The 25,177-nt window shown below is 48.8% G+C and carries 18 protein-coding genes, 2 pseudogenes and 1 riboswitch; of the genes and pseudogenes, 10 read left to right on the top strand and 10 right to left on the bottom strand.

The window, feature by feature from the left end; translation table 11 throughout:
* Positions 1-71: 71 nt before the first annotated feature.
* The 3 genes from hrpA to M2404_RS17050 all read right to left on the bottom strand — a co-directional run bounded on the left by hrpA (position 72) and on the right by M2404_RS17050 (position 5,524).
* Positions 72-3,959 carry an ATP-dependent RNA helicase HrpA gene (hrpA, locus tag M2404_RS17060; protein ID WP_259240963.1) on the bottom strand — a complete coding sequence of 1,296 codons (3,888 nt, stop codon included), beginning with the start codon at positions 3,957-3,959 and terminating at the stop codon, positions 72-74.
* 68 nt (positions 3,960-4,027) lie between these two features.
* Positions 4,028-4,447: a CBS domain-containing protein gene (locus M2404_RS17055; RefSeq protein ID WP_259240962.1), complete on the bottom strand. Its 420-nt coding sequence runs from the start codon at positions 4,445-4,447 to the stop codon at positions 4,028-4,030.
* A gap of 75 nt (positions 4,448-4,522) precedes the next feature.
* The gene (locus M2404_RS17050) at positions 4,523-5,524 is read right to left on the bottom strand and encodes an isoaspartyl peptidase/L-asparaginase family protein (RefSeq protein ID WP_259240961.1); all 1,002 of its coding nucleotides are present in this window, start codon (positions 5,522-5,524) and stop codon (positions 4,523-4,525) included.
* 176 nt (positions 5,525-5,700) lie between these two features.
* Between M2404_RS17050 and M2404_RS17045 the strand changes: the two genes are divergently transcribed.
* Complete coding sequence (locus tag M2404_RS17045; protein ID WP_259240960.1) at positions 5,701-6,879, top strand: tetratricopeptide repeat protein; 1,179 nt, start codon at positions 5,701-5,703, stop codon at positions 6,877-6,879.
* 4 nt (positions 6,880-6,883) lie between these two features.
* On the opposite strand, the gene M2404_RS17040 is transcribed toward M2404_RS17045, so the two are convergent.
* From M2404_RS17040 to M2404_RS17030, 3 genes are read right to left on the bottom strand one after another with little or no spacing between them, the layout of a single operon-like run.
* The gene (locus M2404_RS17040; RefSeq protein ID WP_259240959.1) at positions 6,884-7,903 is read right to left on the bottom strand and encodes a malonyl CoA-ACP transacylase; all 1,020 of its coding nucleotides are present in this window, start codon (positions 7,901-7,903) and stop codon (positions 6,884-6,886) included.
* Positions 7,900-10,110, bottom strand: a complete 2,211-nt coding sequence (locus tag M2404_RS17035; RefSeq protein WP_259240958.1) for a thiamine pyrophosphate-dependent enzyme — start codon at positions 10,108-10,110, stop codon at positions 7,900-7,902. The genes M2404_RS17040 and M2404_RS17035 overlap by 4 nt, the downstream gene beginning before the upstream one ends.
* Positions 10,111-10,145: 35 nt before the next feature.
* Positions 10,146-11,324, bottom strand: coding sequence for an acyl-CoA dehydrogenase (locus M2404_RS17030; RefSeq protein ID WP_259240957.1), 1,179 nt, complete (start codon positions 11,322-11,324; stop codon positions 10,146-10,148).
* 109 nt (positions 11,325-11,433) lie between these two features.
* Between M2404_RS17030 and M2404_RS17025 the strand changes: the two genes are divergently transcribed.
* The 3 genes from M2404_RS17025 to M2404_RS17015 all read left to right on the top strand — a co-directional run bounded on the left by M2404_RS17025 (position 11,434) and on the right by M2404_RS17015 (position 15,145).
* Positions 11,434-12,267: a LysR family transcriptional regulator gene (locus M2404_RS17025; protein ID WP_259240956.1), complete on the top strand. Its 834-nt coding sequence runs from the start codon at positions 11,434-11,436 to the stop codon at positions 12,265-12,267.
* 99 nt (positions 12,268-12,366) lie between these two features.
* Positions 12,367-14,904 (top strand): EAL domain-containing protein, encoded by a 2,538-nt coding sequence (locus tag M2404_RS17020; protein WP_259240955.1) that lies wholly within the window; start codon positions 12,367-12,369, stop codon positions 14,902-14,904.
* A gap of 67 nt (positions 14,905-14,971) precedes the next feature.
* Positions 14,972-15,145: a hypothetical protein gene (locus M2404_RS17015; protein ID WP_259240954.1), complete on the top strand. Its 174-nt coding sequence runs from the start codon at positions 14,972-14,974 to the stop codon at positions 15,143-15,145.
* Positions 15,146-15,189: 44 nt separating this feature from the next.
* Here M2404_RS17015 and M2404_RS17010 read toward each other — a convergent pair.
* From M2404_RS17010 to M2404_RS16995, 4 genes and pseudogenes are all read right to left on the bottom strand, one after another.
* Positions 15,190-15,378 (bottom strand): annotated as a pseudogene (locus M2404_RS17010) (Txe/YoeB family addiction module toxin); the annotation flags it as partial.
* A 91-nt stretch (positions 15,379-15,469) separates the two neighbouring features.
* Positions 15,470-15,913 (bottom strand): hypothetical protein, encoded by a 444-nt coding sequence (locus M2404_RS17005; protein ID WP_259240953.1) that lies wholly within the window; start codon positions 15,911-15,913, stop codon positions 15,470-15,472.
* Positions 15,914-16,023: 110 nt separating this feature from the next.
* Positions 16,024-16,476, bottom strand: coding sequence for a hypothetical protein (locus M2404_RS17000; RefSeq protein WP_259240952.1), 453 nt, complete (start codon positions 16,474-16,476; stop codon positions 16,024-16,026).
* Positions 16,469-17,362 carry an endonuclease/exonuclease/phosphatase family protein gene (locus tag M2404_RS16995; protein ID WP_259240951.1) on the bottom strand — a complete coding sequence of 298 codons (894 nt, stop codon included), beginning with the start codon at positions 17,360-17,362 and terminating at the stop codon, positions 16,469-16,471. The genes M2404_RS17000 and M2404_RS16995 overlap by 8 nt, the downstream gene beginning before the upstream one ends.
* Before the next feature lie 434 nt (positions 17,363-17,796).
* On the opposite strand from M2404_RS16995, the gene sbcB reads away from it, so the two are divergent.
* From sbcB to thiH, 6 genes and pseudogenes are all read left to right on the top strand, one after another.
* On the top strand, positions 17,797-19,230 hold the full coding sequence (gene sbcB / locus M2404_RS16990; RefSeq protein ID WP_259240950.1) for an exodeoxyribonuclease I: 1,434 nt from the start codon (positions 17,797-17,799) through the stop codon (positions 19,228-19,230).
* A gap of 176 nt (positions 19,231-19,406) precedes the next feature.
* Positions 19,407-19,517, top strand: a riboswitch (TPP riboswitch).
* Between the two features lie 96 nt (positions 19,518-19,613).
* Positions 19,614-21,365: pseudogene (gene thiC / locus M2404_RS16985) on the top strand (phosphomethylpyrimidine synthase ThiC); the annotation flags it as partial.
* A gap of 16 nt (positions 21,366-21,381) precedes the next feature.
* Complete coding sequence (gene thiE, locus M2404_RS16980; RefSeq protein WP_259240949.1) at positions 21,382-22,881, top strand: thiamine phosphate synthase; 1,500 nt, start codon at positions 21,382-21,384, stop codon at positions 22,879-22,881.
* Positions 22,865-23,065 carry a sulfur carrier protein ThiS gene (gene thiS, locus M2404_RS16975; protein WP_259240948.1) on the top strand — a complete coding sequence of 67 codons (201 nt, stop codon included), beginning with the start codon at positions 22,865-22,867 and terminating at the stop codon, positions 23,063-23,065. Before thiE ends, thiS begins: the two co-directional genes overlap by 17 nt.
* A gap of 2 nt (positions 23,066-23,067) precedes the next feature.
* Positions 23,068-23,835 carry a thiazole synthase gene (locus M2404_RS16970; RefSeq protein WP_259240947.1) on the top strand — a complete coding sequence of 256 codons (768 nt, stop codon included), beginning with the start codon at positions 23,068-23,070 and terminating at the stop codon, positions 23,833-23,835.
* Positions 23,832-24,944: a 2-iminoacetate synthase ThiH gene (gene thiH / locus M2404_RS16965; protein WP_259240946.1), complete on the top strand. Its 1,113-nt coding sequence runs from the start codon at positions 23,832-23,834 to the stop codon at positions 24,942-24,944. Before M2404_RS16970 ends, thiH begins: the two co-directional genes overlap by 4 nt.
* The last annotated feature ends 233 nt before the right edge of the window (positions 24,945-25,177 follow it).

Below are 25,177 nucleotides of genomic sequence, written 5' to 3'. Positions count from 1 at the left end.
CTAACTACGTCAGGGTTAGTTATAGAACTTTCCATCGCCGGTGTAAAGTAGGCGTTAACATATCGGCATTGTTACACCTTAGCTTCGTTCACTGCGTGCAGTACTCTTTTCACCGATACCGGATAAGGCGTGCCCAACTGTTGGGCATGCAAAGATACTTTCAGCTCTTGCAACATCCAGTAAATTGCCTGCACCGGCTCAGGCAGTACTTTGCTGCCGGCAAATTTACCTAACAGATTGTTGTAGCTATCAAAGGCTTTTTGATACTCGTGCATCAATAAGCGGTCGCGCTGTGGATCAACCGGCAGTTTTTCCAGCCGCTTTTGCATAGCCTGCAAATAACGCACTATATCGTCCAGCCGCGCGGCACCGTGCTTACTGACAAAGCCTTTAAAAATCAGCTCATTCAGTTGCTGCTTAATATCGCCCTGTGACTGCACATGCGCCAAATCGACTTTGCCCTTTAAACGCTTTTGTATGTCATGGCACAGGGTTAAGATTTGTTCTACTTTAAGTGCTATGGTCACCACGCTGTCGCCCAGCTCTGCACGCACTTTTTCTTTTAATGCAATAAATTGCGGCTCATTTTGCGGCAATGCTTCGTTATCAATAAAAGCATCAACACCGGCAGCGATACAGTCATCTATCAGCTCTAACACCCGCCCAAACGGATTAAAATACAGCCCCAGCTTGGCTTTATTCGGCAAGGATTCCTGCAGGTATTTTACCGGTGACGGAATATTCAGCAGCAGTAAGCGCCGCAATCCCTGTTTAGTGGTTTCCAGCGCCTGCTGCGGATTATCCAGTAACTTTATGGCCACAGAATCACGCTCGTCCACTAAGGCCGGAAAGGCTTTAATTTCATAACCGGCCTGCAACTTAACGTATTCGCGTGGCAGTTGGCCAAAGCTCCACTGGGTTAATTGATCCTGCTCTATCCCCTGCTCGGCAACCTGGCTTAAGCTTTGCTGTACTTCACCTTGTAAGCCCTGTTTTAGCAAATTCAGCGAGCGGCCCTGGCGTAAGGTTATGCCCTTTTCATCTACTACTTTAAAATTCATTTTTAAATGCGGCGGCAGGCTGGTTAAATCCCAGGCATCTTCCAGAATCGTTACGCCGGACATCCGCTTTAAGCGCGAACTAATAACGTCAAGTAACCGGCCTTTATCCGGGTTCAGCGTTTGCATTAATGCATCGGCATAGTTGGGCGCCGGTACAAAGTTACGCCGGTATTGCTTAGGCAGTGATTTAATTAATGCCACCAGCAATTCGTGACGCAGTGCCGGGATCAACCAGTCAAAGCCGTTATCATCCAACTGGTTAAGCAGCGCCAGTGGAATAATAACGCTGACGCCATCGTCCGGCTCACCGGGGGCAAAATGGTACTCCAACGGTAAGGTTAAATTGCCCTGACGCCAGGTTTCGGGGAATTTATCGGCGGTAATATCACTGGCATCGCGGTTAAGCAGGCTGTCGGGATCAAAATTAAGAAAGCCGGCATCTTCACTACGCTTTTTCTTCCACCATTTGGCAAAATCTATCCGGTTATTCGCCCATTGTGGTACACGCCCGGTATAAAACGCCGCCAGGGTGTCTTCATCAACCAGAATATCACGCCGGCGTGATTTCTCTTCCAGTGCGGTCACATCGTCAATTAAGCGCTGGTTATGCTGTAAAAAGCTGTCGTTAGTACCCAGTTCCTGGTTCACCAGCGCTTCGCGTACAAACAGCGTATGGCACACTGCCGGGTCAATTTTGCTGTACAGCACAGCGCGTTTGGGCACGATAACCAAACCGTATAAACTGACTTGCTCGTATGCGATAACCGCACCACGCTTTTTCTCCCAATGCGGCTCACTGTAACTGCGCGTCACCAAATGTTCTGCCAGCGGCTCTATCCACTCCGGTTCAATTTTAGCCAGCGTGCGGGCATACAACTTACTGGTTTCTACCCACTCCGCTGCTGCCACCCATTTGGGTTTGCGTTTAAATAAATGGCTGCCCGGAAATACATAAAACCGCGTTTGCCGCGGGCCTAAATAATCGGCTTCTGAGTCTTTAAAGCCGACCTGGCCGAGCAAGCCACTTAGCACGGCCTGGTGAATAGCCTGATAACCGGCAGTTTGCTGGTTTAGCTGATAGCCTTGCTCCTGCATAAGTTGGGTAAGCTGGCCGGTAAGATCCTGCCATTCGCGTACCCGCAGGTAATTTAAAAACTCCTGGCGACACAGACGGCGAAACTGGTTATTGCTTAACTGCTCTTGTTGTTCTTGCAGGTATTGCCATAGCTTAAGCCAGGCGGCGAAGTCGGAATCCGGATCGGCAAAACGGGCATGGCACTGATCGGCTTTTTGCTGTTTGTCTAATGGACGCTCGCGCGGGTCCTGAATGGACAGCGCAGCTGAAAGCACCAGTAACTCTGTTAGTGTGCCGTTGTCGGCACCAAACAGTACCATGCGCGCCAGGCGCGGATCGATCGGCAGCCGCGACAGCTTTTTGCCAAGCTCTGTTAGTTGCAAGCCCTGCTTATTGCGGTTTAGCGGGATGGCACCCAGCTCTTCCAGCAGTTTTATACCATCGTTAACAAAGCGGCTGTCCGGTTTTTGCAAAAACGGAAAGGCTTCAATATCGCCAAGGCCCAGCGCTAGCATTTGCATAATAACGGACGCCAGATTAGTGCGCAGTATTTCCGGATCAGTAAACTCGGGGCGGCCGTTAAAGTCTTCCTCACTGTACAGCCGGATACAAATACCGGCTGCTACCCGGCCACAGCGGCCTTTACGCTGGTTGGCACTGGCCTGGCTAATCGCTTCTATCGGCAATTGTTGTACTTTGGAGCGATAGCTGTAGCGCGATAGGCGCGCAGTACCGGGGTCTATCACATAGCGAATGCCGGGCACCGTCAGTGAAGTTTCAGCCACATTGGTAGCCAGCACAATGCGCCGCCCGGCGTGGCTTTGAAAAATACGGTTTTGCTCGGCCGCGCTTAATCTGGCATACAGCGGCAGCACTTCGGTATGTGGCAGTTTGAGTTTTTCCAGCGCGTCGGTAGTATCGCGGATTTCACGCTCACCGTTTAAAAAAATCAGAATATCGCCAGGTGGCTCACGGTATAACTCTTCTACAGCGTCAAAAATGCCCTGTAGCTGGTCGGCGTCTTTGTCGTCCTGCTCAGTTACCGGCCGGTAGCGGGTTTCTACCGGAAAAGTACGGCCAGACACTTCAATTACAGGTGCATTAAAAAAGTGCCGGGAAAAACGCTGCGGATCAATAGTTGCTGAGGTGATAATCAGCTTGAGATCAGGCCGTTTCGGCAGCAGTTGTTTTAGATAACCGAGTAAAAAGTCGATATTCAGGCTGCGCTCGTGCGCTTCGTCAATAATTAAGGTGTCGTACTGGTTTAAAAAGCGGTCTTGCTGGATTTCAGCCAGTAAAATACCGTCGGTCATTAGTTTAATAAAGGTATTGTCGCTGGTGTGATCACCAAAACGGATTTTATAACCAACCTGGCTACCCACCTGGCACTGCAATTCTTCAGCGATACGATCACAAACACTGCGTGCAGCTAAACGCCGGGGCTGGGTGTGGCCTATCATACCGGCTACGCCACGGCCTAACTCCAGGCAAATTTTCGGGATTTGCGTGGTTTTGCCCGAGCCGGTTTCGCCAGCAATAATCACCACCTGATTAGCGGCAATAGCGGCTTTGATATCGTCTTTTTTTTCTGATACCGGCAGCTGTGGCGGGTAATTTACCTTGGGCAACGCAGCCAGCCTGGCCGTGCGTTGCATTTGCGAACGGGTAATGTCCGCAGCTATACGCTGCAACTGCGATATTTTTGCTTCTTCAGCCAGGTTTTTGCAGTTATGCAAACGCCGGCGCAGACGAAACTGGTCTTTTAACAGACAAGCGGGAATACGGGAAATAAGTTCAGATACGGAGATAACAGCTTCAGACAAAACAACGCCCTCGTTAACAGAGGGCGCCATGCTACCAAGAGCAGCAGGTAAAAATCCAGCGCTTAACGCTATCCTACATTACCATAATGCGAATGCAGCTCTTTATCGATGGCTCCCAGTACATCTGAGCGGGTAATAATGCCAAGTAAATAGCCATCATCGTCTACCACCGGGTACAACTTAGGTTTAGCTTTTAACATGATTTGCGCTAAATCGATAATACCGTCATAGCCTTTTACCGTTAACACAGCGGGGTTCATCACATCAGCTACTCTTGACGCCTGCTGATCATGATAAGTAGACATCAGCATGCGTTGCAGACAATCCTGCTCTGAGATAAAACCCACTATTTTACGCTGTTCATCAATTACAGGCCCACCGGTCTGCCGGCCTTTAATTAAACGGGCTACGGCCATTTCTACCGGCATATCAGCAGTAAACGTAACCGGATACCGGTTCATATAATCTGCCACTTTTAGTAAATCCATGCTTCCCCCTGCACTGTATTGCTGAGCATCAGGCTCTTATTAAGGTTAGCCGAATTTAACCGCTTTGCTGCAAAATCAGCTTTTAGCAGCAAAGATCTCGCTGACAACCTGCCCGCCTTCGGCTTTAAGTGCGCGGTACATTCCTTCAGTATTAAAGGTCCAGCTTAATTGCCCTTTGCTATCAACCACGATAACGCCGCCATCACCACCAACAGCTTTCAGTTCTGCCATCACTTCTTTTGCTGCCACGGCGGCCGTTTTTTTCTGGTATTTCACTCTGGCACAAATATCGCCGGCAACCTGATAACGGATAAAAAACTCGCCGTGGCCGGTGGCTGATACAGCACAACTTTTATTGTCGGCAAAGTTACCGGCACCAATAACAGGTGCATCACCAATACGGCCATAGCGCTTTGCTGTCATACCGCCGGTTGAGGTTGCTGCTGCCAAATTACCCTTGCGATCTATTGCAACCGCTCCTACGGTACCCATTTTCCAGGCCGGATCATAAGGTACTGCCGCCTGATGCGGCTGCGGTGCTATAGCCTGTTTTGCCCGTTGTAAGGCTTCGTAGCGAAATGGGGTATTAAAATAGCTGTTATCTACCAGCTCCAGTTTCTGCTGTTTGGCAAATTGTTCTGCACCTTTACCGGATAACATGACATGGTCTGATTTCTCCATTACTGCCCGCGCCAGCAATATTGGGTTTTTTACATTGGTGACACCGGCAACAGCACCCGCGCTGCGATCCCGGCCATCCATAATAGAGGCATCCAGCTCGTGGCTTTCATCAAAAGTGTACACCGCACCTTTACCGGCATTAAACAGTGGTGAATCTTCTAATACCATTACTGCTGTTGTTACCGCATCTAAACTGGAACCACCCCGCTCCAGCACTGCGTATCCCTGATTAACTGCGTGAGTTAACATAGCGTGATAGGCTTGTTCCTGCGCTGGTGTCATACTGTCGCGGTTTATGGTGCCGGCGCCACCGTGGATCACTATACCTATCGGCGCTTTTGATGCCATGGCACCGGCAGAACTCAGCATTAGTAAGACAAGCAGTAGTTGTTTCATTGTTCAGATTTTCCCCGCAGAGTGTGTTATCGCACCTTTGTACTTTATATCCGGCAATGGAGCAACTTTATGTAAAGCTTTCATGCCTGTTGTCATCGTACTTTGTTACAAAACAACTGCGGTATTTTGGCACGCCTGAACTATATTTACCCTGTGGCAATCAGGCAGGGTGGTTTATGAAGTTACCGCTGTTTATATACCCCATTGTAATAACAGCACTGCTAAGCGGCTGTCAGTCAACTGCGCCTGCTATGTTGTTTCCGCCAGAACAACTGCTGGTTGCGCCCCAACTTAAAGGCGAAGTAACTGAACCTGAAACAGCTGAGCAAATATTTGCCTTGCCGCAGCAAACCCGCTTTGAACTATCGCGGCTGATTAACGCCACCCAGTCGATGGAAGAACGCACAACCAGCGTACTGAAATTAATTTTATCTTATGCGCATGACGGCTTACTTTATGACAATGCTGCAACTAAAACTGCCAGTGAAACCATAGCTGCCGGGCGCGCTAACTGCCTGAGCTTGTCGATACTGACCTACAGTATGGCAAAAGAACTGGGCATGACGGCGGTATTTCAGGATGTGCAGATCCCGGAATACTGGACCAGCGAACTTAGCCAGACCTGGCTTAATGGCCACGTTAACCTGCGCTTGCAGCATGGCAGAGCGCTCAGAGGAGCGCCGGGTTTTGTATTACTGGCAAAAGACATTGTGGTTGATTTTGATCCATACAGCCTGAAGCAACAATTTCCTGAACATGCTATTAGTGTCAATCGCATTGTTGCGATGTTTTATAATAATAAAGCCGCTGTTGCTTATGCTGCAGGTAATGATGCTCAGGCCTATCGTTATTATCAGGCAGCCATTGAGGCAGACGCTTATTTTGCGCCAAGCTGGTCAAACCTTGGCGTGTTATATCGTACCAACGATATGCACGATCTGGCCGAGCGTAGTTACCAGCAAAGTTTAATGCTGGATCCGGGTTCCACCAATACGCTGGCTAATCTGGCCTATTTGTACCGCCAACGTGGTGAAATAGCTAAAGCCGAACCACTGGAAAGGCGCGTAATGCTGAAACGGCGCACTAACCCGTATTACCACCTGATGCTGGGTAATGAAGCGTACAAAGGGCAAAGTTACGACACTGCCATTGCCCATTATGAAAAAGCTGTAGCGCTGGATAGTAAAAACCATGAAGCCTATTTTGGTTTAGCACGTAGCTACTACGCCATACAAAACAACCAGCAAGCAGCCAGTTATATGCTAAAAGCCACACGTAGTGCCCCTTCAGCTTATGATCAGCAGCGCTACCGGCATAAACTTGAGGTATTAAATCAGCTTACCAGCGCTTATTAGCAAACTAGCCAAGCAATAAGCGCTGCTCAGCCATTCCCATACTTAACACGTAAGGCTGTTCACTTTGCTGGGCGGCTATAAAATCCTGCTTTGAGCTTATCCCCTGCCAGTTAATCTCGATCAGGCTTTGTGCTACGGCACCACCTAAGCTGGCACCAGGGCCCAACAAAATAATATGCTGTGGCGCAAACTCTTTTACTGCCACCTGTAACGCTTTACTGAAATGATATGTCTGGCAAACCTGATGTTGCAGCGTATAACGTTGCAATGCGGCTAAATCACTGCCGAAATTGGGCCAGATCTGGCCGCGGCCGTCTATCAATGGCAGTTGTGGCTGGTTAAAGCGCGATGCTGGCCACAGCGACAACGCCTTATCTGAGGCGGCTTGCATAAAACCGGTATGAAAAGCGGCATGACCTGCCAGTAACAACGGAAAACGCTCATCACAGGGCGGTAGTGCCGCCATCGCCGCTTTTACGGCCGGTTCGCTTCCTGCTACTACCGCATAGCCACCATACACAATAGACATAAATAACGCATTGCTATGTATGGCCAGTTGCTGCTGCACCAATGCCATGCGGTTAATATCGGGTTGCCAGTTGTCATCAATAACCGGGTAAATAAATTGCGCACCGGCACCATCTGCGGTTAATTGCGCCATATCGGTTACCAGTTGCATGCCGCTTGCTGGTGTCAGTACACCGGCACAGCCCAGAGCGGTATACCACCCCATAGAATTACCGGTAACTGCTACTACATCAAAATGGTTAGCGTTAATACTGTGGTAATCACAAACACCTGCCGCATAAATTAACGCGGCGGCATTATCAGCTTTTAAATGCAGACTGCGGCTAAAAGCAGCTTGCTGATCTAACCCACTTACCGTTGCTAAACCCATCCCGGATCTGATCTGGTCAAACTGCGCCAGTATAGTTTTTGTTTTATTGTGTTGGCTGATATAACCAAGCTCGGCTTTGTTATAAGTACCGCGGCCGGGGCATACCACTAAGGCTCTTTTTTTCATTGCACACCCTCCGCCGCGGTTTCACCCAGTAACTGAAGTGCCTGGTCAATAATTTGCTGTGCCGATGGTAATACCGTATAAGCTGCCGCACCTAATGGGATAAAGCTGTCTTGTGCACATAAACGGCTAAGCTGAAAATATCCTGGCCTGGCTTCATGCAGCGCTGTAAACAGCTCTTCACTGAGTGAACCCCGACGGCGGCACTCATCTACAATCAATACCTTGCGACAACTTGCTAATGCTTTGATAATTAAATCAATATGCAGCGGCACCAGAGTGCGCAAATCAAGTACGCGTAACCGTACACCACGGGCATTTAGTATCTGCTCTGCCTGGCGGCTTAAATAATAGCCATTACCATAACTGATAATGGCCAGTTGTTCGCCATTACCAAAGATGGCAGGTTCACCTAACTCAGGCAATGGCGTATCAGGCGGCGGATAATCACTGAGCCATAAACCATCCCCGGCAGTGATTAAATCACGTGTCATATACAGCGCTATAGGTTCTAGCAGTATTACCAGACGCTTTTGCTGATGTGCCAGCTGTACTGCCTGGCGCAGCAGCAAGGCGGCATCATGGCCGTTAGACGGACACAGTAAAACTACGCCAGGTATATCGCGAAATACTGCAAAAGAGTTGTCATTATGAAAATGGCCGCCAAAACCCCGCTGATAAGCCAAACCAGCTATCCGGATCACCATGGCATTGTGATACTGGCCATTGGAGAAAAACGGCAAAGTGGCCGCTTCGCCGCGGATCTGATCTTCAGCATTGTGTACGTAAGCTAAAAACTGAATTTCCGGAATGGCAATAAAGCCCTGTTGCGCCAGGCCAATTGCCAGCCCGAGAATACTTTGCTCATCCAGCAATGTATTAATGACCCGGTTACTGCCAAAGGCATGCACTAAATGCTGCGTTACGCCGTAAACTCCGCCTTTTTTGCCAACATCTTCGCCAAAAACCACAGTATTAGAGTACTGCGCCAACACATCATGCAGCGCCCAGTTTAATAACTTGGCCAGATGCTGCTTTTTACCGGTGTTATGCTGATCAAAAGCGAACAATTGCTGGCGTGCTTCAGCTGCAGGCAACGGCGGCACAGGCAAAGCCTGCCGCACTGGCGCAATGGATGCCATAACCTGGGCTGCTGTCGTCAGTTTAGGCCGGCTGCTGGCAACTTCTGCTACCCGGGCAATTTGTGCAACCAGGCTGTCCAGCTGTCTTAGTAATTGCTCAGAGGTAATATTACCGCTGGCTAGCAGCGCAGCACTGCTGCTTAATAAAGGATCCAGTTCCAACCCGGCATCAATTTGAGCTTTGGTACGATAGGCAGCTTCAGCATCTGCTCCGGCGTGGCCAAACAAGCGCACAGTAGATAAATGCAGTACTGCGGGCTTACGTTTAGTACGTACATAGTCGGCTGCACGTTTAGCCACGGCATAGGTTTGTGCCAAATCGCGGCTGTCGGCAGCAAAGTACTTTAATGCGGGCCTGTCGGCTAAATCCTGCTCTATCCAGCCACTGGGTGTCGGCGTAGAAATACCCAGGCCATTATCTTCGCACAAAAACAGTACCGGCAACGGCACTTGCTGATAAGCGGCCCAGCAGGCTGAATTAATTGCGCCTTGTGCCGTGGAATGGTTTGCTGAGGCATCACCAAAACTACACAGCGCTATAGCATCCTGTGGCCACTGGCCGTTTAGCCCCAACCGCCGGGTTAAGTCTATGGCAAAAGCAGCGCCTACCGCTTTAGGTAGCTGTGACGCTATGGTGCTGGTTTGCGGTGGAATATTCAGCGCCAGGCTGCCCAGTACCTTGTGCCTGCCGCCAGATATTGGATCGTCACTGCTGGCGCAAAATGACAGCAACATATCGTACAGTGGCGTACTGCCCGGCAATTGCTTGCTGCGTTCGATAAAAAAGGCGCCGCTGCGGTAGTGCAAAAACGCCGGATCGGTAACACGTAACGCTGCGGCTACCGCAGCGTTACCTTCGTGACCCGCACTGCCAATGGTATAAAAGCTCTGGCCTTTGGCTTGTAACAGGCGTGATTGTAAGTCCAGCAACCGGCTGCAAAGCTGGCTGTGCCACAGCTGATACAGTGCTGCAAATTCAATGCTGTGGCAACTGCTATGTACCGGCAATTTGCCGCTACCTAACCTTTGACGGTATTCATTAACCCAGGGATGCACGGCTTCTGACATCAGGCTGACTCCACTTAAGTAAAATGTCAGGCTTGTTAGCCGCTAAACGCCTGTAAGCCAGTTTGCGCCCGGCCTAAAATCAGCGCATGTACATCATGGGTACCTTCATAGGTGTTTACTGCTTCAAGGTTCATCACATGACGGATTACATGGAACTCGTCGGCGATACCGTTACCGCCGTGCATATCACGCGCTACACGGGCAATATCCAGTGCTTTACCACAAGAATTGCGTTTAATCAGCGAGATCGTCTCCGGTGCCAGTAAATTCTGATCCATCAGCCGCCCGGCTTGTAAGCACGACAACAAACCAATGCTGATCTCAGTTTGCATATCAGCCAGCTTTTTCTGAATAAGCTGGTTTGCTGCCAGCGGCCGGCCAAACTGATTGCGGTCAAGCGTATACTGTCTGGCTGCATGCCAGCAAAACTCTGCCGCCCCCAGCGCGCCCCAGGCTATGCCGTAGCGGGCTTTATTTAAGCAGCCAAAGGGCCCTTTTAAGCCGCTGACATTAGGCAGCAGTGCATCTTCCGGTACCTCAACATTATCCATTACAATTTCGCCGGTAACTGAAGCACGTAATGAGAACTTACCTTCAATTTTTGGCGCTGTTAATCCTTTCATACCCTTTTCCAGCACAAAACCACGAATATCACCGTCCAGTTTGGCCCACACCACAAATACATCGGCAATGGGTGAATTGGTGATCCACATCTTACTGCCGTTTAACACATAACCAGCGGCGGTCTTTTTCGCTGTGGTTCGCATACCAGCCGGATCTGAACCTGCATCCGGCTCAGTTAAACCAAAACAGCCAACCCACTCACCACTGGCTAATTTAGGCAGGTATTTTTGCCGCTGTGCTTCGCTGCCGTACTCGTGAATGGGGTGCATGACCAAAGACGATTGCACACTCATTGCACTGCGATAACCACTGTCTACCCGCTCTACTTCACGGGCCACCAGGCCATAACAGACATAATTAACTGCTGAGCAGCCGTATTTTTCCGGCAAGGTAGCGCCAAGCAAACCCAGCGCGCCGAGTTCAGTCATAATTTCACGGTGAAAATGCTCTTCGCGGTTGGCCATTAACACACGTGTCTGCAGCTTTTCCTGACAATACTGATGAGCGGTATCGCGGATCATCCGCTCTTCTTCTGTCAACATGTTGCTAAATGCGAATGGGTCCTGCCAGTCAAAATGTGCACGTGTCATAGCAAATTCCTCAATAAAACCAGCGAAATAATTTTTGTTATGGCCAGATTAGCCTGCTTTGGTATAGAGTTAAAATATAATAATTCTGTATCAGGTATAGTTTAAAACTATGGATATCCGCCAACTCAGTTACTTTGTTGCGGTGTACGAGCAAGGCAGTGTTAGTGCTGCTGCCCGCCTGTGCTGCGTGGCACAGCCTTCGCTTTCTGCTGCCTTGCGCCAGTTGGAACAAGAGCTGGGGGTTACACTGTTTGTCCGGTTACCTAAAGGCGTAACACCAACGGAAGATGGCGAAAAACTCTATGGCCATGCCGGGCGTTTGCTAAGCCAGTTGCAGTCGCTTAAAGCGTCATTCAGCCAACCGGTGGCGCGGGTAAAATTCCGCCTTGGTTTAATTCGTGCTTTAGGTGTCGAGCGCATGAGCCAGCTGTTACGCGAATTCAGCAATAATGTGCAGGGGCTGGAGTTGCATTTGGTAGAGCCTGATGAACACTGTGACGCCCGTATTATTACCCCGCAACTGCTAAAAGCCGGTGAAGCATTTCAGCCGTTCTGGCATGACAGCTATTTGCTGGCAATGCCTCCCGGTACCCCACTTAGTTTACAGGCGGAAGTGCATTTGGCCGATTTTGAACAACTGCCACTGATCAAACGTACTCCGTGCGATGCCTGGAATACACTGTACCCCGAGCTGGTTCGCCGCGGTATCAAAGCCGATGTACGTGCCGATATTCAAACCATTGAGTATGCACTGGGCCTGGTTTCTGCCGGTGTTGGCTGTGCTTTGGTGCCAAACTTTGACACTTTGCTACAGCGCCAGGACATAGTACTACGCCCTATCGCCCAGCTGAAACTTGAGCGCCAGTTGGGGCTGGCCTACGGAAAAAATCAGACATCTGCCTCACTTACGGTGTTACGCCAGTTGTGTCAGCCCGTTTCTTAGCCAGTAAGCTTAAATCCCCCGCTTGATCTGACGCAATACCGCTTAGTGCGAACTACGATAAAGTGCCGTCTTTGTCCGCCATACTTTGCAGGTTGCTTTATGTCTGTTGTTTCACACGCCCAAGACCAGGATAACGATCCGATCATTGCTTCTGTCCTGCTGAAAAAGCCTGTTTGCTGTAACAGCACACAAACCGTGCGGGAGGCTGCAAAGCTGATGCGCCAGCATGCTATCAGCTGTATTCTGATCACCGCTGTGCCCGATGGTAAAGTGTGTGGTATCTGGACAGCAGCCGATGCCAGAAAACTGGATTTCAGCCGCCCGGAAGCAGCAGATACGCCACTGACGCAAGTAATGAGCTCGCCTGTGCGCAGCATAACTGATAGTAGCAGGCTTAGCAGTGCCGCCAGCACTATGCTGCAGCATGGTATCCGCCGCTTACTGGTGGTTAATAAGCACGGCGAGGCCGTTGGCCTGCTAACTCAGAGTGATATCGTCCGGCAGCAAAAAATTGAATTTTATCTGCAGTTCCGTGATGTCAGTTCCTGTATTACAGCTACACCACTACAACTAAATGCAACCATGCCGCTGGCGCAAGCAGTACAGCAAATGCAACAGCTGAATACCGAAGCCGCTATCGTACGGTTTGATGATGGCCGCAATGGTATTGTTACTGAGCAGGATCTGATTCATTTTCTGGCGCAGCAAAGCAATTGTATCGCTGTTGGCGAGCTGGCAACAACACCGCTGCTGAGCATCGCCTCTACGGCCACGCTATTGCAGGCGGTAAAACTGCTTACAGATAATCAGCTGCGACATATTGCAGTACACAACGATACATTGCTGATTGGCTTATTATCTTTTAACGACATTTTGCGTAATGTTGAATACGCCTATGTAGACCAGCTAAGAACCGCACTGCTGGCGCGCGATGTAGCACTGCGTACCTCTGCCGATTATTTACGCCTGGCACACAAAGTGATTGATGCCTCGCTAGATGGCATTATGATCACCGATAAAGACGGTATTATTCAGTCGGTAAACCCCAGCTTTTGCCATATCACCGGCTACAGCATGCAGGATGTTGTTGGCAACAGCCCCCGTTTGTTAAGCTCTGGCAGGCATCAGCCAGACTTTTACCGCAGCATGTGGCAGGTGTTATTACAACAAGGGCGCTGGCAAGGCGAGATCTGGAACAAGCGTAAAAACGGTGAACAATACCCGCAGTGGCTTACCATCACCGCCATTCGTAATGAAGAACAACAAATAAGCCAGTTTGCCGCTATTTTCAGCGATATTACTGAGCGCAAACAGCAAGAGCAAAAAATTCACCAGTTGGCTTATATTGATGAGCTAACTGGTTTGGCTAACCGGCGTATGTTTCTTGACCGGCTACAGCTGAGCTTAGCTAACGCGCACCGGCATAAGCATAAACTTGCGGTGCTGTTTCTGGATCTGGATTTATTCAAACGTATTAATGACACTTTGGGCCATCAGGCTGGCGATCAGGCATTAAAAGAAGTGGCCAGCCGGATAAGCGCAACTGTACGTGAAGGCGAATCGGTTGCCAGGCTCGGCGGTGATGAATTTACTATTTTACTGCCCGAGGTAACCGATGCTTCAACAGTAGAACACCTAGCGAAACGCATGATCTGCCAAATAGAAAAACCAGTACGTTTACTTGGCCAGGAGTTTTTTCTTACCACCAGCATTGGCATTGCAGTATACCCACAAGATGGCTGCACGGCAGAGCAACTGGTAAAACATGCCGATGTCGCCATGTATCAGGCGAAAAGCGGCGGGCGTAATCAGTATTGTTTTTATCAGGCCAGCGCCGGGCAGCAAAATGCAGATGAACTCAAACTGGAGCAGGCATTGCGCGAAGCACTGCGGTTACAGCAACTGGATGTGCATTACCAGCCCAAATTTGAACTGACAACAAAAAAACTGGTGGGGTTTGAAGCCTTAGTACGCTGGCAACACTCTGAGCTTGGTACCGTATCGCCGGCATTATTTATTCCGCTGGCAGAAAAGCTCGGTTTAATTAGCGCACTGGGCGAACAGGTACTGCAACGGGTATGCCTGCAGCTGCAGCAATGGCAAGATTTTGCCATTCCCGTGTCGGTAAATGTTTCGGCGCTACAACTGGCAGATACAGACTTTGTTACGCGGCTACATCGGATAGTACAACTGGCAGCTATAGCCCCACAGCTGATTGAACTTGAACTGACTGAAAGCTGCCTGATCCCGGAGCAGGCAGAACAAACGCTGAATCAACTAACCCAACTCAAAGCACTGGGGTTTAAATTATCTATAGACGACTTTGGCACCGGTTATTCTTCGCTGTCATACCTGCGACGCTTGCCAATTGATACGCTAAAAATTGATCAAAGCTTTGTGCAGGATCTGCCGGGCAATATCAGTGCCTGCCAAATTGCCAGCGCTATTATTGCTATGGGGAAAGCGCTAGGGCTTGATGTTATTGCCGAAGGTATTGAACATCAGCAACAGCTGGATTTTCTGCTGCAGGCAGGCTGTGATAAAGGCCAGGGTTATCTGGTGTCACCACCACGGCCAGCACAGGACTTTACCAAAACATTATCAGCTAAAACTATTAAGCCGGTAAGCTCAGCGTAAGCCAGCATTGCATAGCTGAGGCTGTTGCCTATACTTAACTAAGTTTTAGTTAAGGTAAAATAACCGCATGACGCTTCCTGTAGATACTGAACCTGAGAACCGTGCACCAGCCAGCCAACCTAAACAACACAAGCCCTTATCACACCGGGATGCTGAAGCCGCCTGCCCTGACGACGGCTCTGTTTGTGGTGAAGAAGATCCAGGCTCTGCACTGGAAAGTTTAATGGATGATGATAAGTAAGGCGTTCAAATGGATATGGGAGAAAGGGGCCTTAGGCCCCTTTCTTAATAGTGAAACCGACACTGCGCTATTATCAGATACCCATCTGAGTAGGTGTAAACCAAACGGTGTTCACGGTCTATTCGGCGTGAATAGAAGCCGGCGAAATCCCCGACTAAACGTTCAGGTTTACCCTTACCTTCTAACGGCGAACGCATTGCTTCCTTTATCAAATCATCAATACGGGGCTTAGCTTTTTTATCAAACGGCTTCTATGAGCCATGCTGAAGGTGTTACTCATCTTTTCAAGTAGATGTGTCAGATCAAGTCGAGACTAATACATTTTTATATCTTTTCTGTCTGGCACAACACGGCCTCTTCAGCAAGATTTATTAGAGTAAGACTTGTTAGCTGGTTAGTGAATATTACACCATACTCATCAGACTGATCAGGTCCTTTAATATAGTGTTTCAGTAAGTAGTTTTGCTTCAACGGAGGAAGCTGCGCTATCCCCGCCCAAATATAACGCTCATTTTCAGAAATAGACTCAATATCAGTTCCTGCCCCAGCTTTGGCGAGACTTGCAGCGGTATCGACGAGAGACTTGCATCTATTATTTTTTAATGTGAATTGCTGATCTCGAAGTGTAGCTTCATCCTTGTATTTCAATCGAAGAACCTCAACTTTTATATTGGCTTCATTAGACACCCAGGCAGCGTAGCCGGAGGATAACGCGGCCACAACAATACTAACTATCGCAACAACATCACTACCAGTGAATTTCAACATGTTTTAGACCTTTAAGTTCCCACCTACATAACATTTAATGTAAAATCGCTTTGAAGTCGTATAAAAACTTAATCAGGAGTAATAAAAGCAGCTTTTAGAAGCTATTGGATTTAACTTGTAAGCTCTATCAGTTGTTTAAAAAACTTTCCTGCTCTAGGGCTGCTGATCAACTCAGTCAAATTATCAGTGAGGGACTCTTTATCGGCACATGAAGGAGATTGTCCTGCATAGCTTATTCTCACAGGATAACCTTTTTCACTCAATTTCCATTCACAAAGCTCAAATTGTGGGGAGTCTGCAACATTATCATTTGTTGCAACCAAAGCCTCATAATGACGGCCTTTTGGGCCGAAATATCCTATACCTGCAGCCAACGCTGTAGTAAAAGGGTTACCACTCTCAGATTCAAATTTGTCCTTAACAGAGATTTTAACCTTGTTACCAGAAAGCTCGGCTATCGACTTAATAAAGTCATCTAAAACTTCATTTATCTCCGCTATATTTTCAGCAGCTTCATCTGCATGTTTAATTCCTTGCTCAAATGCCCTTTTAAAATTATTCATTTATCTTCTCCAGTCGAGCGAAAACAGGTAGGTGATCAAATACTAATTTGCTGTTCGACACTAACTCTAAGGCAGATTCGATGCCAAGGGTGACTCCATCCTCATCTAACTTCCAAAAATTTCCATTAACAAAGGCGGAAGAAAATAATATTTGGTCAAACAAGCTCCAGTTGCTATATAAACCACTTTTATAGTAACTACTGCCACAGTATCTGTCACACGTTGACATTCCCAAATTTTTCCAGTACGGGTTATAGAAAAGATCTGATTTTTTTCGAACTCTTTCTTTATCTCTGGTCGCTATTAAATACTCTGACAATGGTGCCTCAAATGGCTCAGAATTATAGTCACCCATAAGTATCATGTGAGGGATATCCGTTTCGGAGGCTCTTATGTCATTGAAGTAGTCCCTCAACCTAGCTCCCAAATGAGGTCTAATTTTATCGGCATCGCCTGGCATTTTACTCGGCCAATGAGACACTATAAGAATAAACTGCGAACCGTCTACAATAGCAATTTTTAAAGCGTGCCCGACTCTATACTTCCTATCTACAATTTCCCATGTGAGTAAAGTAGACGTCAAAATGCCAATTTTCTGTGAGTTATAGATATAAGCTTGGCTGAATACGCTTCCTCCCACTTTGGAGTCACAGATTTGTATTTCATAACTTGTATTTTTTAAGAGTAAGGATATTTCAATAAAATCATCGCGGCACACCTCTCCAAGAGCCAAAAAGTCTAACTCTTTTTCCACAAGCATATTCTTAATAACAATCAGAGCCAACACTAAATTCTCTTCATGTCCTCCTAATCTTGGCTTACCTCTCGGCGAAAGACTTGTATTCCACCAGCCAATTGTAAGATGCATTAAGCGTACTGACTCCATTTAGCTATTTTCCATTGAACAATAAATCCCTGAAAGCAAAGAAACATATCACCTAGACGGCTTTTTAACCAGCGCGTTGCTAATAAATTCAAACCACTTTTCATAAGCTTGGCGTTGCTCATCTATCCAGTCGTGCCTGTTGTAAATGGCCATAACCCACTAAGCTTATGGCCTAACATCTTCTATGCTAGATGCGGCGCTACGCCCTACTCTGTCAGCCTGGTTGCTATAGTACGGCGAAAATTATGCGGTACAAAGTCAGCAATTTTAAGCTTGGCCCGTATGCATGAAACCGCTCTGGCAATAGCATTCTGTTTCTGCTGCGTATTGGCTGCATCGACGACATTGCCCCCCAGCTGTTACACTATGGCTAAAGGCATGGTTTTGTCTTTGCCCCAAACGAATACTACACATTACAACGCAGGACATAAAAATTGAACCAACAGCCTACGTTCTATTTTCACGACTATGAAACCTGGGGCGCCGATCCCAAACGCGACCGCCCGGCTCAGTTTGCCGGCATTCGCACCGATCTTGAGCTGAATATTATTGGCGAGCCTGATGTTTGGTATTGCCAACTGGCAAACGATTACCTGCCGCATCCGCAAGCGGCATTAATTACCGGCCTGACACCGCAGCTGTGTAATAAAAAAGGCCTGGCCGAAACTGAGTTTATGCAGCGCATTCTGCAGCGTTTCAGCACGCCCAATACCTGTGTGCTGGGCTATAATAACCTGCGTTTTGACGATGAAGTCACCCGTTACAGCCTGTACCGCAATTTTTATGAGCCCTACGGCCGCGAATGGCAAAACGGCAACAGCCGTTGGGATCTTATAGACATGGTGCGCGCCTGCTATGCACTGCGACCAGACGGCATAAACTGGCCTGTGCGCGAGGATGGCAGCCCCAGCTTTAAGCTGGAAGAGCTGACTAAAGCTAACAGTCTGGCACATGAAAACGCTCACGATGCGTTATCCGATGTATACGCCACTATTGCTATGGCAAAACTGATAAAACAAAAGCAGCCCAAGCTGTTTGGATATTTATTTGAACTGCGTAAAAAAGCCAAAGTGGCCGAGCTGATTGATGTTGCTGGCATGACACCACTGGTGCATGTATCGTCTAAGTTTCCCGCCACTCAGGGTTGTGTTAGCTGGATAGTGCCCCTGGCATTTCACCCTACTAATAAAAATGCGGTGATTTGCTATAACCTGCAGGCTGATCCAACACCGTTGTTTGCAGACGATATTGCGACTTTGCAGCAAAAGCTGTACACCAAAACCGCCGATCTGGCTGACGGCGAGCAGCGGCTGGGTTTAAAACTTATTCACCTGAATAAATGCCCTGTGTTAGCACCGGCAAAAACGCTGACTGAAGAGCGCGCAGCCGCTTTTGGTATCGACCGCGCCCAGTGCCTTAAACATTTAGACTTTTTGCGCCAACATCGCGCTACGCAAGCCAAAACAATAGAGCTGTATCAGCAGTTAAATGAGTTTCCGGCAGAAACCAACCCGGATTATCAGCTGTATAGCGGTTTTATTAGCGATGGCGATAAGCAAAAAATGCAGCAATTGCATCAGTTAGCACCGGAGCAATTAGCCGTTAGTGCACCGGTGTTTAGTGATGAGCGCCTGAACAGCCTGCTGTTTTTATACCGCGCCCGTAATTATCCGGCCAGCCTGACCGACAGCGAACAGCAGAAGTGGCAACGCTACCGCACCGATAAGCTGATGCATGGCGTGGATAACCCTAACCTGACGATGGAAGATTTTAGTCTGGTGCTGGAAAATCTGGCGCATGAACATGCCAGTGATGAGCAGAAAATGAAAATTCTAAAGTCGCTTTATCTCTATGTGCAAAGTTTATAACTCTGACCGTTATGCTGTGCATAGCGAAGCCGATAACCCCGTTTGCGCAGCCACAGAGTGTCTGAGCCCTGCCGTAGGCATTAGGGCGAGTTGCTGTGGCGAGCACAATGGGTGTTACCGGCGCAAGCTTTTAAACATCACTATTGAATTTCATCAGGAATACATGAATACTTAGCGCTATCTTGTCGGAGTGCCCAGCTGTTTACAGCGGGCTGAGACCGTGAAAACGGGATCCGTTGAACCTGATCAGGCTAATACCTGCGAAGGGAAACAAGGGGAAATACAGCACATAACACAGTAGTAATCCGCCTGGCGGTTTTGTTACCTGTTATTACCTGCCCCACTCCGGACAAGCAACCTCAACTTGTTAACCGGAGTTTGCTATGTCTGCACCAACCTTATCCAAACGTGATTTACGTGCCCATGCCCGTGCTTATATTCAGGCGCTGCAGGGTGAAACGTTCCCCGGTTCCAGCCGCCGTTATCTGTTGTGCGAACACAGCGGCATGCAGGTACCAGTGCGGGATATTCATCTTAGTCCCAGCCGCTTGGCCGATGGCAGCGAGCAGCCTAACCAAAACCTGCCGGTGTATGACACCTCAGGCCCTTATGGTGATCCGGCGCAGCAATTAGATGTGCTCAAAGGCTTACCGAAGTTACGCCTTAACTGGATTACCGCGCGCGCCGATGTTGCGCCCTCACCGCTACCGCCCTTTGCTGATATCGCCCTGGATGAGCAGATCACCGAGTTTGAGCACCAACCACTGCGGGCCAAAGCCGGTAAAACGGTAACCCAATTACATTATGCCCGGGCCGGTATTATTACGCCGGAGATGCATTTTATTGCACTTAGAGAAAATATGGCGGCTACCAGCGATGGCGTTAGAAGCCATCAGGGCGAAAGCTTTGGTGCAGCGATACCCAAACATATCACAGCAGAGTTTGTACGCCGGGAAGTTGCGGCTGGCCGCGCCATTATTCCGGCCAATATTAATCACCCGGAAGCAGAGCCAATGATTATTGGCCGCAACTTTAAAGTAAAAGTTAATGCCAATATCGGCAACTCCTCGGTCAGCTCCAGCATTGAAGAAGAAGTAGAAAAACTGGTGTGGGCCACCCGTTGGGGCGCCGATACGGTAATGGACTTATCAACCGGCCGGCGTATTCACCAAACCCGCGACTGGATCTTACGCAATAGCCCGGTACCGATTGGCACAGTACCGATTTATCAGGCGCTGGAAAAAGTTAAAGGTGATGTCAGCCAGCTTAACTGGCAGGTGTTTTACGACACTCTGGTAGAGCAAGCCGAACAAGGCGTCGATTACTTTACTATCCATGCCGGTGTGTTAAAAGATTTTGTTGCCTTAACGGCTAAGCGGGTTACCGGCATAGTATCGCGTGGTGGCGCTATTATGGCGCAATGGACCAGGCTGTATAATCAGGAAAACTTTTTGTACCAGCACTTTGAGCAAATTTGCCAGCTCTGTGCCGCTTACGATATTTCATTGTCGCTGGGTGATGGCCTGCGCCCGGGCAGTATTGCCGATGCCAATGATGAGGCGCAATTTGCCGAACTGCGCACCTTAGGCGAGCTGACAAAAATTGCCTGGCACTATGATGTGCAGGTAATGATTGAAGGCCCGGGCCATGTACCAATGCAGCTTATTCAGGAAAATATGACTGAGCAGCTAAAACACTGCCATGAAGCCCCCTTTTATACGCTTGGCCCGCTGACCACAGATATCGCACCGGGGTATGATCATATTACCTCAGGCATCGGTGCAGCTATGATTGGCTGGTTTGGCTGTGCCATGTTGTGTTATGTCACACCAAAAGAGCATTTAGGCCTGCCAAACAAAGAAGATGTAAAACAAGGCCTTATCGCCTATAAAATTGCTGCTCATGCGGCAGATCTGGCTAAAGGCCATCCTGCTGCACAGCTAAGAGACAATGCATTGTCTAAAGCCCGCTACGAGTTTCGCTGGCAGGATCAGTACAACCTGGCACTGGATCCATTTACCGCTAAAGCCTATCACGATGAAACACTAAGCCACGAAGGTGCAGATGCCGAGCCATTTTGCTCTATGTGCGGCCCTAAGTTCTGCTCTATGCGGCTTAATCAGCAAATCCAGCAGGAAGAGGCCGCCACTGATGCATAGCACTTTAACTGAAACCAAACCCATCGTCTGGACGATTGCCAGTTCAGACAGTGGTGGCGGTGCCGGCATTCAGGCCGATTTGCACACTTTTGCCGCACTGGGCTGTCATGGCTGTAGTGTAATTGCCGCCGTAACTGCGCAAAACAGCACTGAAGTCATTGGTTATGAGCCAGTAAGCACAACCTTGTTTATCACTCAGCTGAACTGCTTGTTGCAGGATATGCCTCCTAAAGTGATTAAAATCGGGCTTATCCCTGATGCAGAATTACTGGCGCAGCTGGTTAACTGGCTGGTACAACATAAAGCGGACCATCAGTTTGTGGTTATCGCCGATCCGGTGTTAAGCAGCAGTAGCGGTTATAACTTTGTCAGCCAAAGCATGCTAAGCATCTGGCGGCAGCAACTCCTGCCGCTGCTTGACCTTATCACGCCAAATCTGCCAGAGCTGGCAATACTCAGTGACCTGGCGCTTGCAGACAGCAATGAGCAGGCGAATCAATTATTACAATGGGGTGTAAAAGCCGTATTGGTTAAAGGCGGTCACGGTGCTGATACAGCTACGGTAACCGACCATTACTGCAGCACAGCGCAACGCTTTAGCTTACAACAGCCCCGGCTTAATACACTGCATAACCATGGCACCGGCTGTGTTTTGTCCAGTGCTATCGCAGCTGTGCATGCTTATGGCTATAAACTTGCCGATAGCGTCATCGTTGCCCGGGCTTATTTACAGCAGGCTTTAAAGCATAGTTATGCCACGGGCAAAGGTGCCGGTTGTCTGCAACATCATAGCTGGCCAACAAAACGCTGCTATTTCCCACAGTTAATTCTGCCGCAGGATACCCTTTATAAAGGGCTAAGTTTTACCTGTATCAGTACACCTATCGGCTTTTATCCGGTAATTGACAGCCTACAGTGGTTAAAACGTTTGCTACCGCTTGAGCCCGATGTCATTCAATTGCGGATAAAACAAGGCTCACCAGACGAGATTGAACGGCAAATAGCAGAAGCAGTACTGCTTAGCCGCGATTATAAACTACGGCTATTTATTAATGATCACTGGCAACTGGCCATTAAATACGGTGCTTATGGTGTCCACCTCGGGCAGGAGGATTTAGCACAGGCAGATCTTAATGCAATAGCAGCAGCGGGTTTATGTCTTGGTATCTCAACGCACAGCTATACAGAGCTGCTGCGGGCACATCAATTACGGCCCTCTTACATTGCGCTGGGGCATATTTTTGCCACACAAACCAAACAGATGCCGTCGCAGCCACAAGGGCTGACTCGCCTGAAACATTATGCCGCATTCTGTGACGATATCCCGACTGTCGCCATTGGTGGTATTAATCCACAGCGACTTGATGCTGTATTGCAATGCGGTGTAGCAGGCGTTGCCGTTGTGTCGGCCATCACTGCACAAACTGAACCGGAGCAGGCGTTCTTACGGCTTAAACATCAAGTGGAGCAATACTATGCGCATCATGCTTAACGACACCCCGCTGCAACTTGCTACTGTCAGCACGTTAACGCAACTGTTGCAGCAGCAACAATTAAGAACTGAGGGCCTGGCAATAGCGGTTAATAACAGCGTTATCGCTAAACGTCTGTGGCAAGAGTATCAACTGCAAAACCATGATCAGATACAACTATTTCAGATAGTTACCGGAGGTTGACCATGCTTCGCATAGCAGACAAAAGCTTTAGTAGCCGCTTACTGCTGGGTAGTGGTAAATTTGCTCATCCCAGCCTTATGCAGCAAGCGATACAAGCCAGTGGTTGTCAGTTGGTTACTCTGGCGCTGAAACGCCTGCAGTTGGGACAACAGCAGGATGATTTGCTTCACCCACTACAACAGATGAATATCCAACTGCTACCTAACACTTCAGGGGCCAAAACAGCCAAAGAAGCCATTTTTGCGGCGCAGTTAGCGCGTGAAGCCTTGCAAACCAACTGGCTAAAACTGGAGATCCATCCTGATCCACGTTATTTAATGCCGGATCCTATCGAAACGTTAATAGCAGCAGAGCAACTGGTTAAATTGGGTTTTGTGGTACTGCCCTACTGCAGCGCCGATCCTGTTTTATGTAAACGGCTGGAACAAGCCGGTTGTGCTGCGGTAATGCCGTTGGGCGCTGCCATTGGCTCTAATCAGGGTTTACAAACCCGCGCTATGCTGGAGATTATTATCGAACAAGCCACAGTGCCGGTTATTATCGACGCTGGCCTTGGCGCACCATCCCACGCGGCAGCGGCCATGGAGCTAGGCGCTGCGGCAGTGCTGGTTAATACCGCCATTGCCAGCAGCCAGAACCCGGTTGCAATGGCCCTAGCCTTTGCACAAGCAGTAAATGCTGGTCGCACGGCATACAACGCCGGGTTAGCGGCCGCACATTCACACGCGGAGCCCTCAAGCCCGCTCACTGACTTTCTGGCGACCCTATGAGCTTTTATACGCAATGGCAGCAACAAGACTGGCAAACACTGCAACTGCAAAGCCGCAATTTTTCAACAGCTCAGGTGCGGTCAGCACTGCATAAAACACGTTTAACACTCTGTGACTTACAAACGCTGCTGTCTCCGGCCGCTTTACCTTTGTTACCTTTGCTAGCAGCCAAAGCACAACAGCTGACCCGGCAAAGGTTTGGCCACAGTGTGCAGTTTTATGCGCCTTTGTATCTGTCTAACCTTTGTGCTAACGAATGCACCTACTGCGGTTTTTCTTTAAGCCAAAAAGTAAAACGGCGCACCTTAAACTCTGCCGAAATAGCACAGGAATGCCTTGCTATTAAAGGCCTCGGCATAGATCAGGTGCTGATTGTTACCGGTGAGCACGAGCGTAAAGTGGGTATAGACTACTTTTGTGATGTGCTGCCATTGATCCGACGTCACTTCAGCAACGTGCAGTTAGAAGTGCAGCCACTAACCATCGAGGAATATGCCAGGCTGAAAAGTCTTGGTGTAGACGCTGTAATGCTATACCAGGAAACCTACAATGCCGCCGCTTATCAGCAGTATCATTTAAAAGGCAAAAAAAGCGATATCCACTGGCGGCTGGATGCACCCGACAGAGTTGGCCAGGCCGGTATCGATAAAATCGGCCTGGGTATTTTGCTGGGTCTTAGCGATTGGCGAACCGATGCCATCTTACTGGCGCAGCATCTGCAATACTTACAAAAACAGTATTGGCAATGCCGTTTTAGCTTATCTGTCCCCAGAATACGCCCTTGCAGTGGCGGTAACAAGGTGAGTAATCCAATCAGTGATAAAGAGTTAATCCAATTGCTATGCGCCTTTCGTCTGTTTGCGCCAGAGTTGGAAATCAGCCTGTCAACGCGCGAGTCGGCCGAGTTTCGCCAGCACGTAGTACCACTGGCCATCACCAGCGTCAGCGCAGGTTCAAAGACCCAACCCGGCGGTTACAGTGTTGAGCCAGAAAACCTCGAACAATTTAGTATAGATGATACCCGTTTACCTGAAGAGGTCGCCAAAGCCTTGATACAGCAAGGTCTGCAGCCTGTATGGAAAGATTGGGACAGCTTTTTAGGTAGATAAAGCAAAAAGGCCGGCTCTGTCGAATAGCGGTGAACTACATTGCTCACCCCCTCCATGGGGTTCGCCGCTTTGCGGCCAGCTAAAGCTGTCCCAGTTCGTTCCGGACGAACTGGTCGCATAGCGTTTCGCTCACTCGGACAGGTAACCCACCAGCAATACCAATAAAAAAACCCTTCGTTTTCACGAAGGGTCTGTTTAATTGGGAGCCTGGCGGTGAACTACTCTCGCATAGC

This window comes from Rheinheimera pacifica, from assembly GCF_024809855.1.
GTDB lineage: Bacteria > Pseudomonadota > Gammaproteobacteria > Enterobacterales > Alteromonadaceae > Alishewanella > Alishewanella pacifica_A.
Note: the sequence above shows the minus strand (reverse complement) of the source record. Positions and strands in the feature narration are given on the sequence as shown.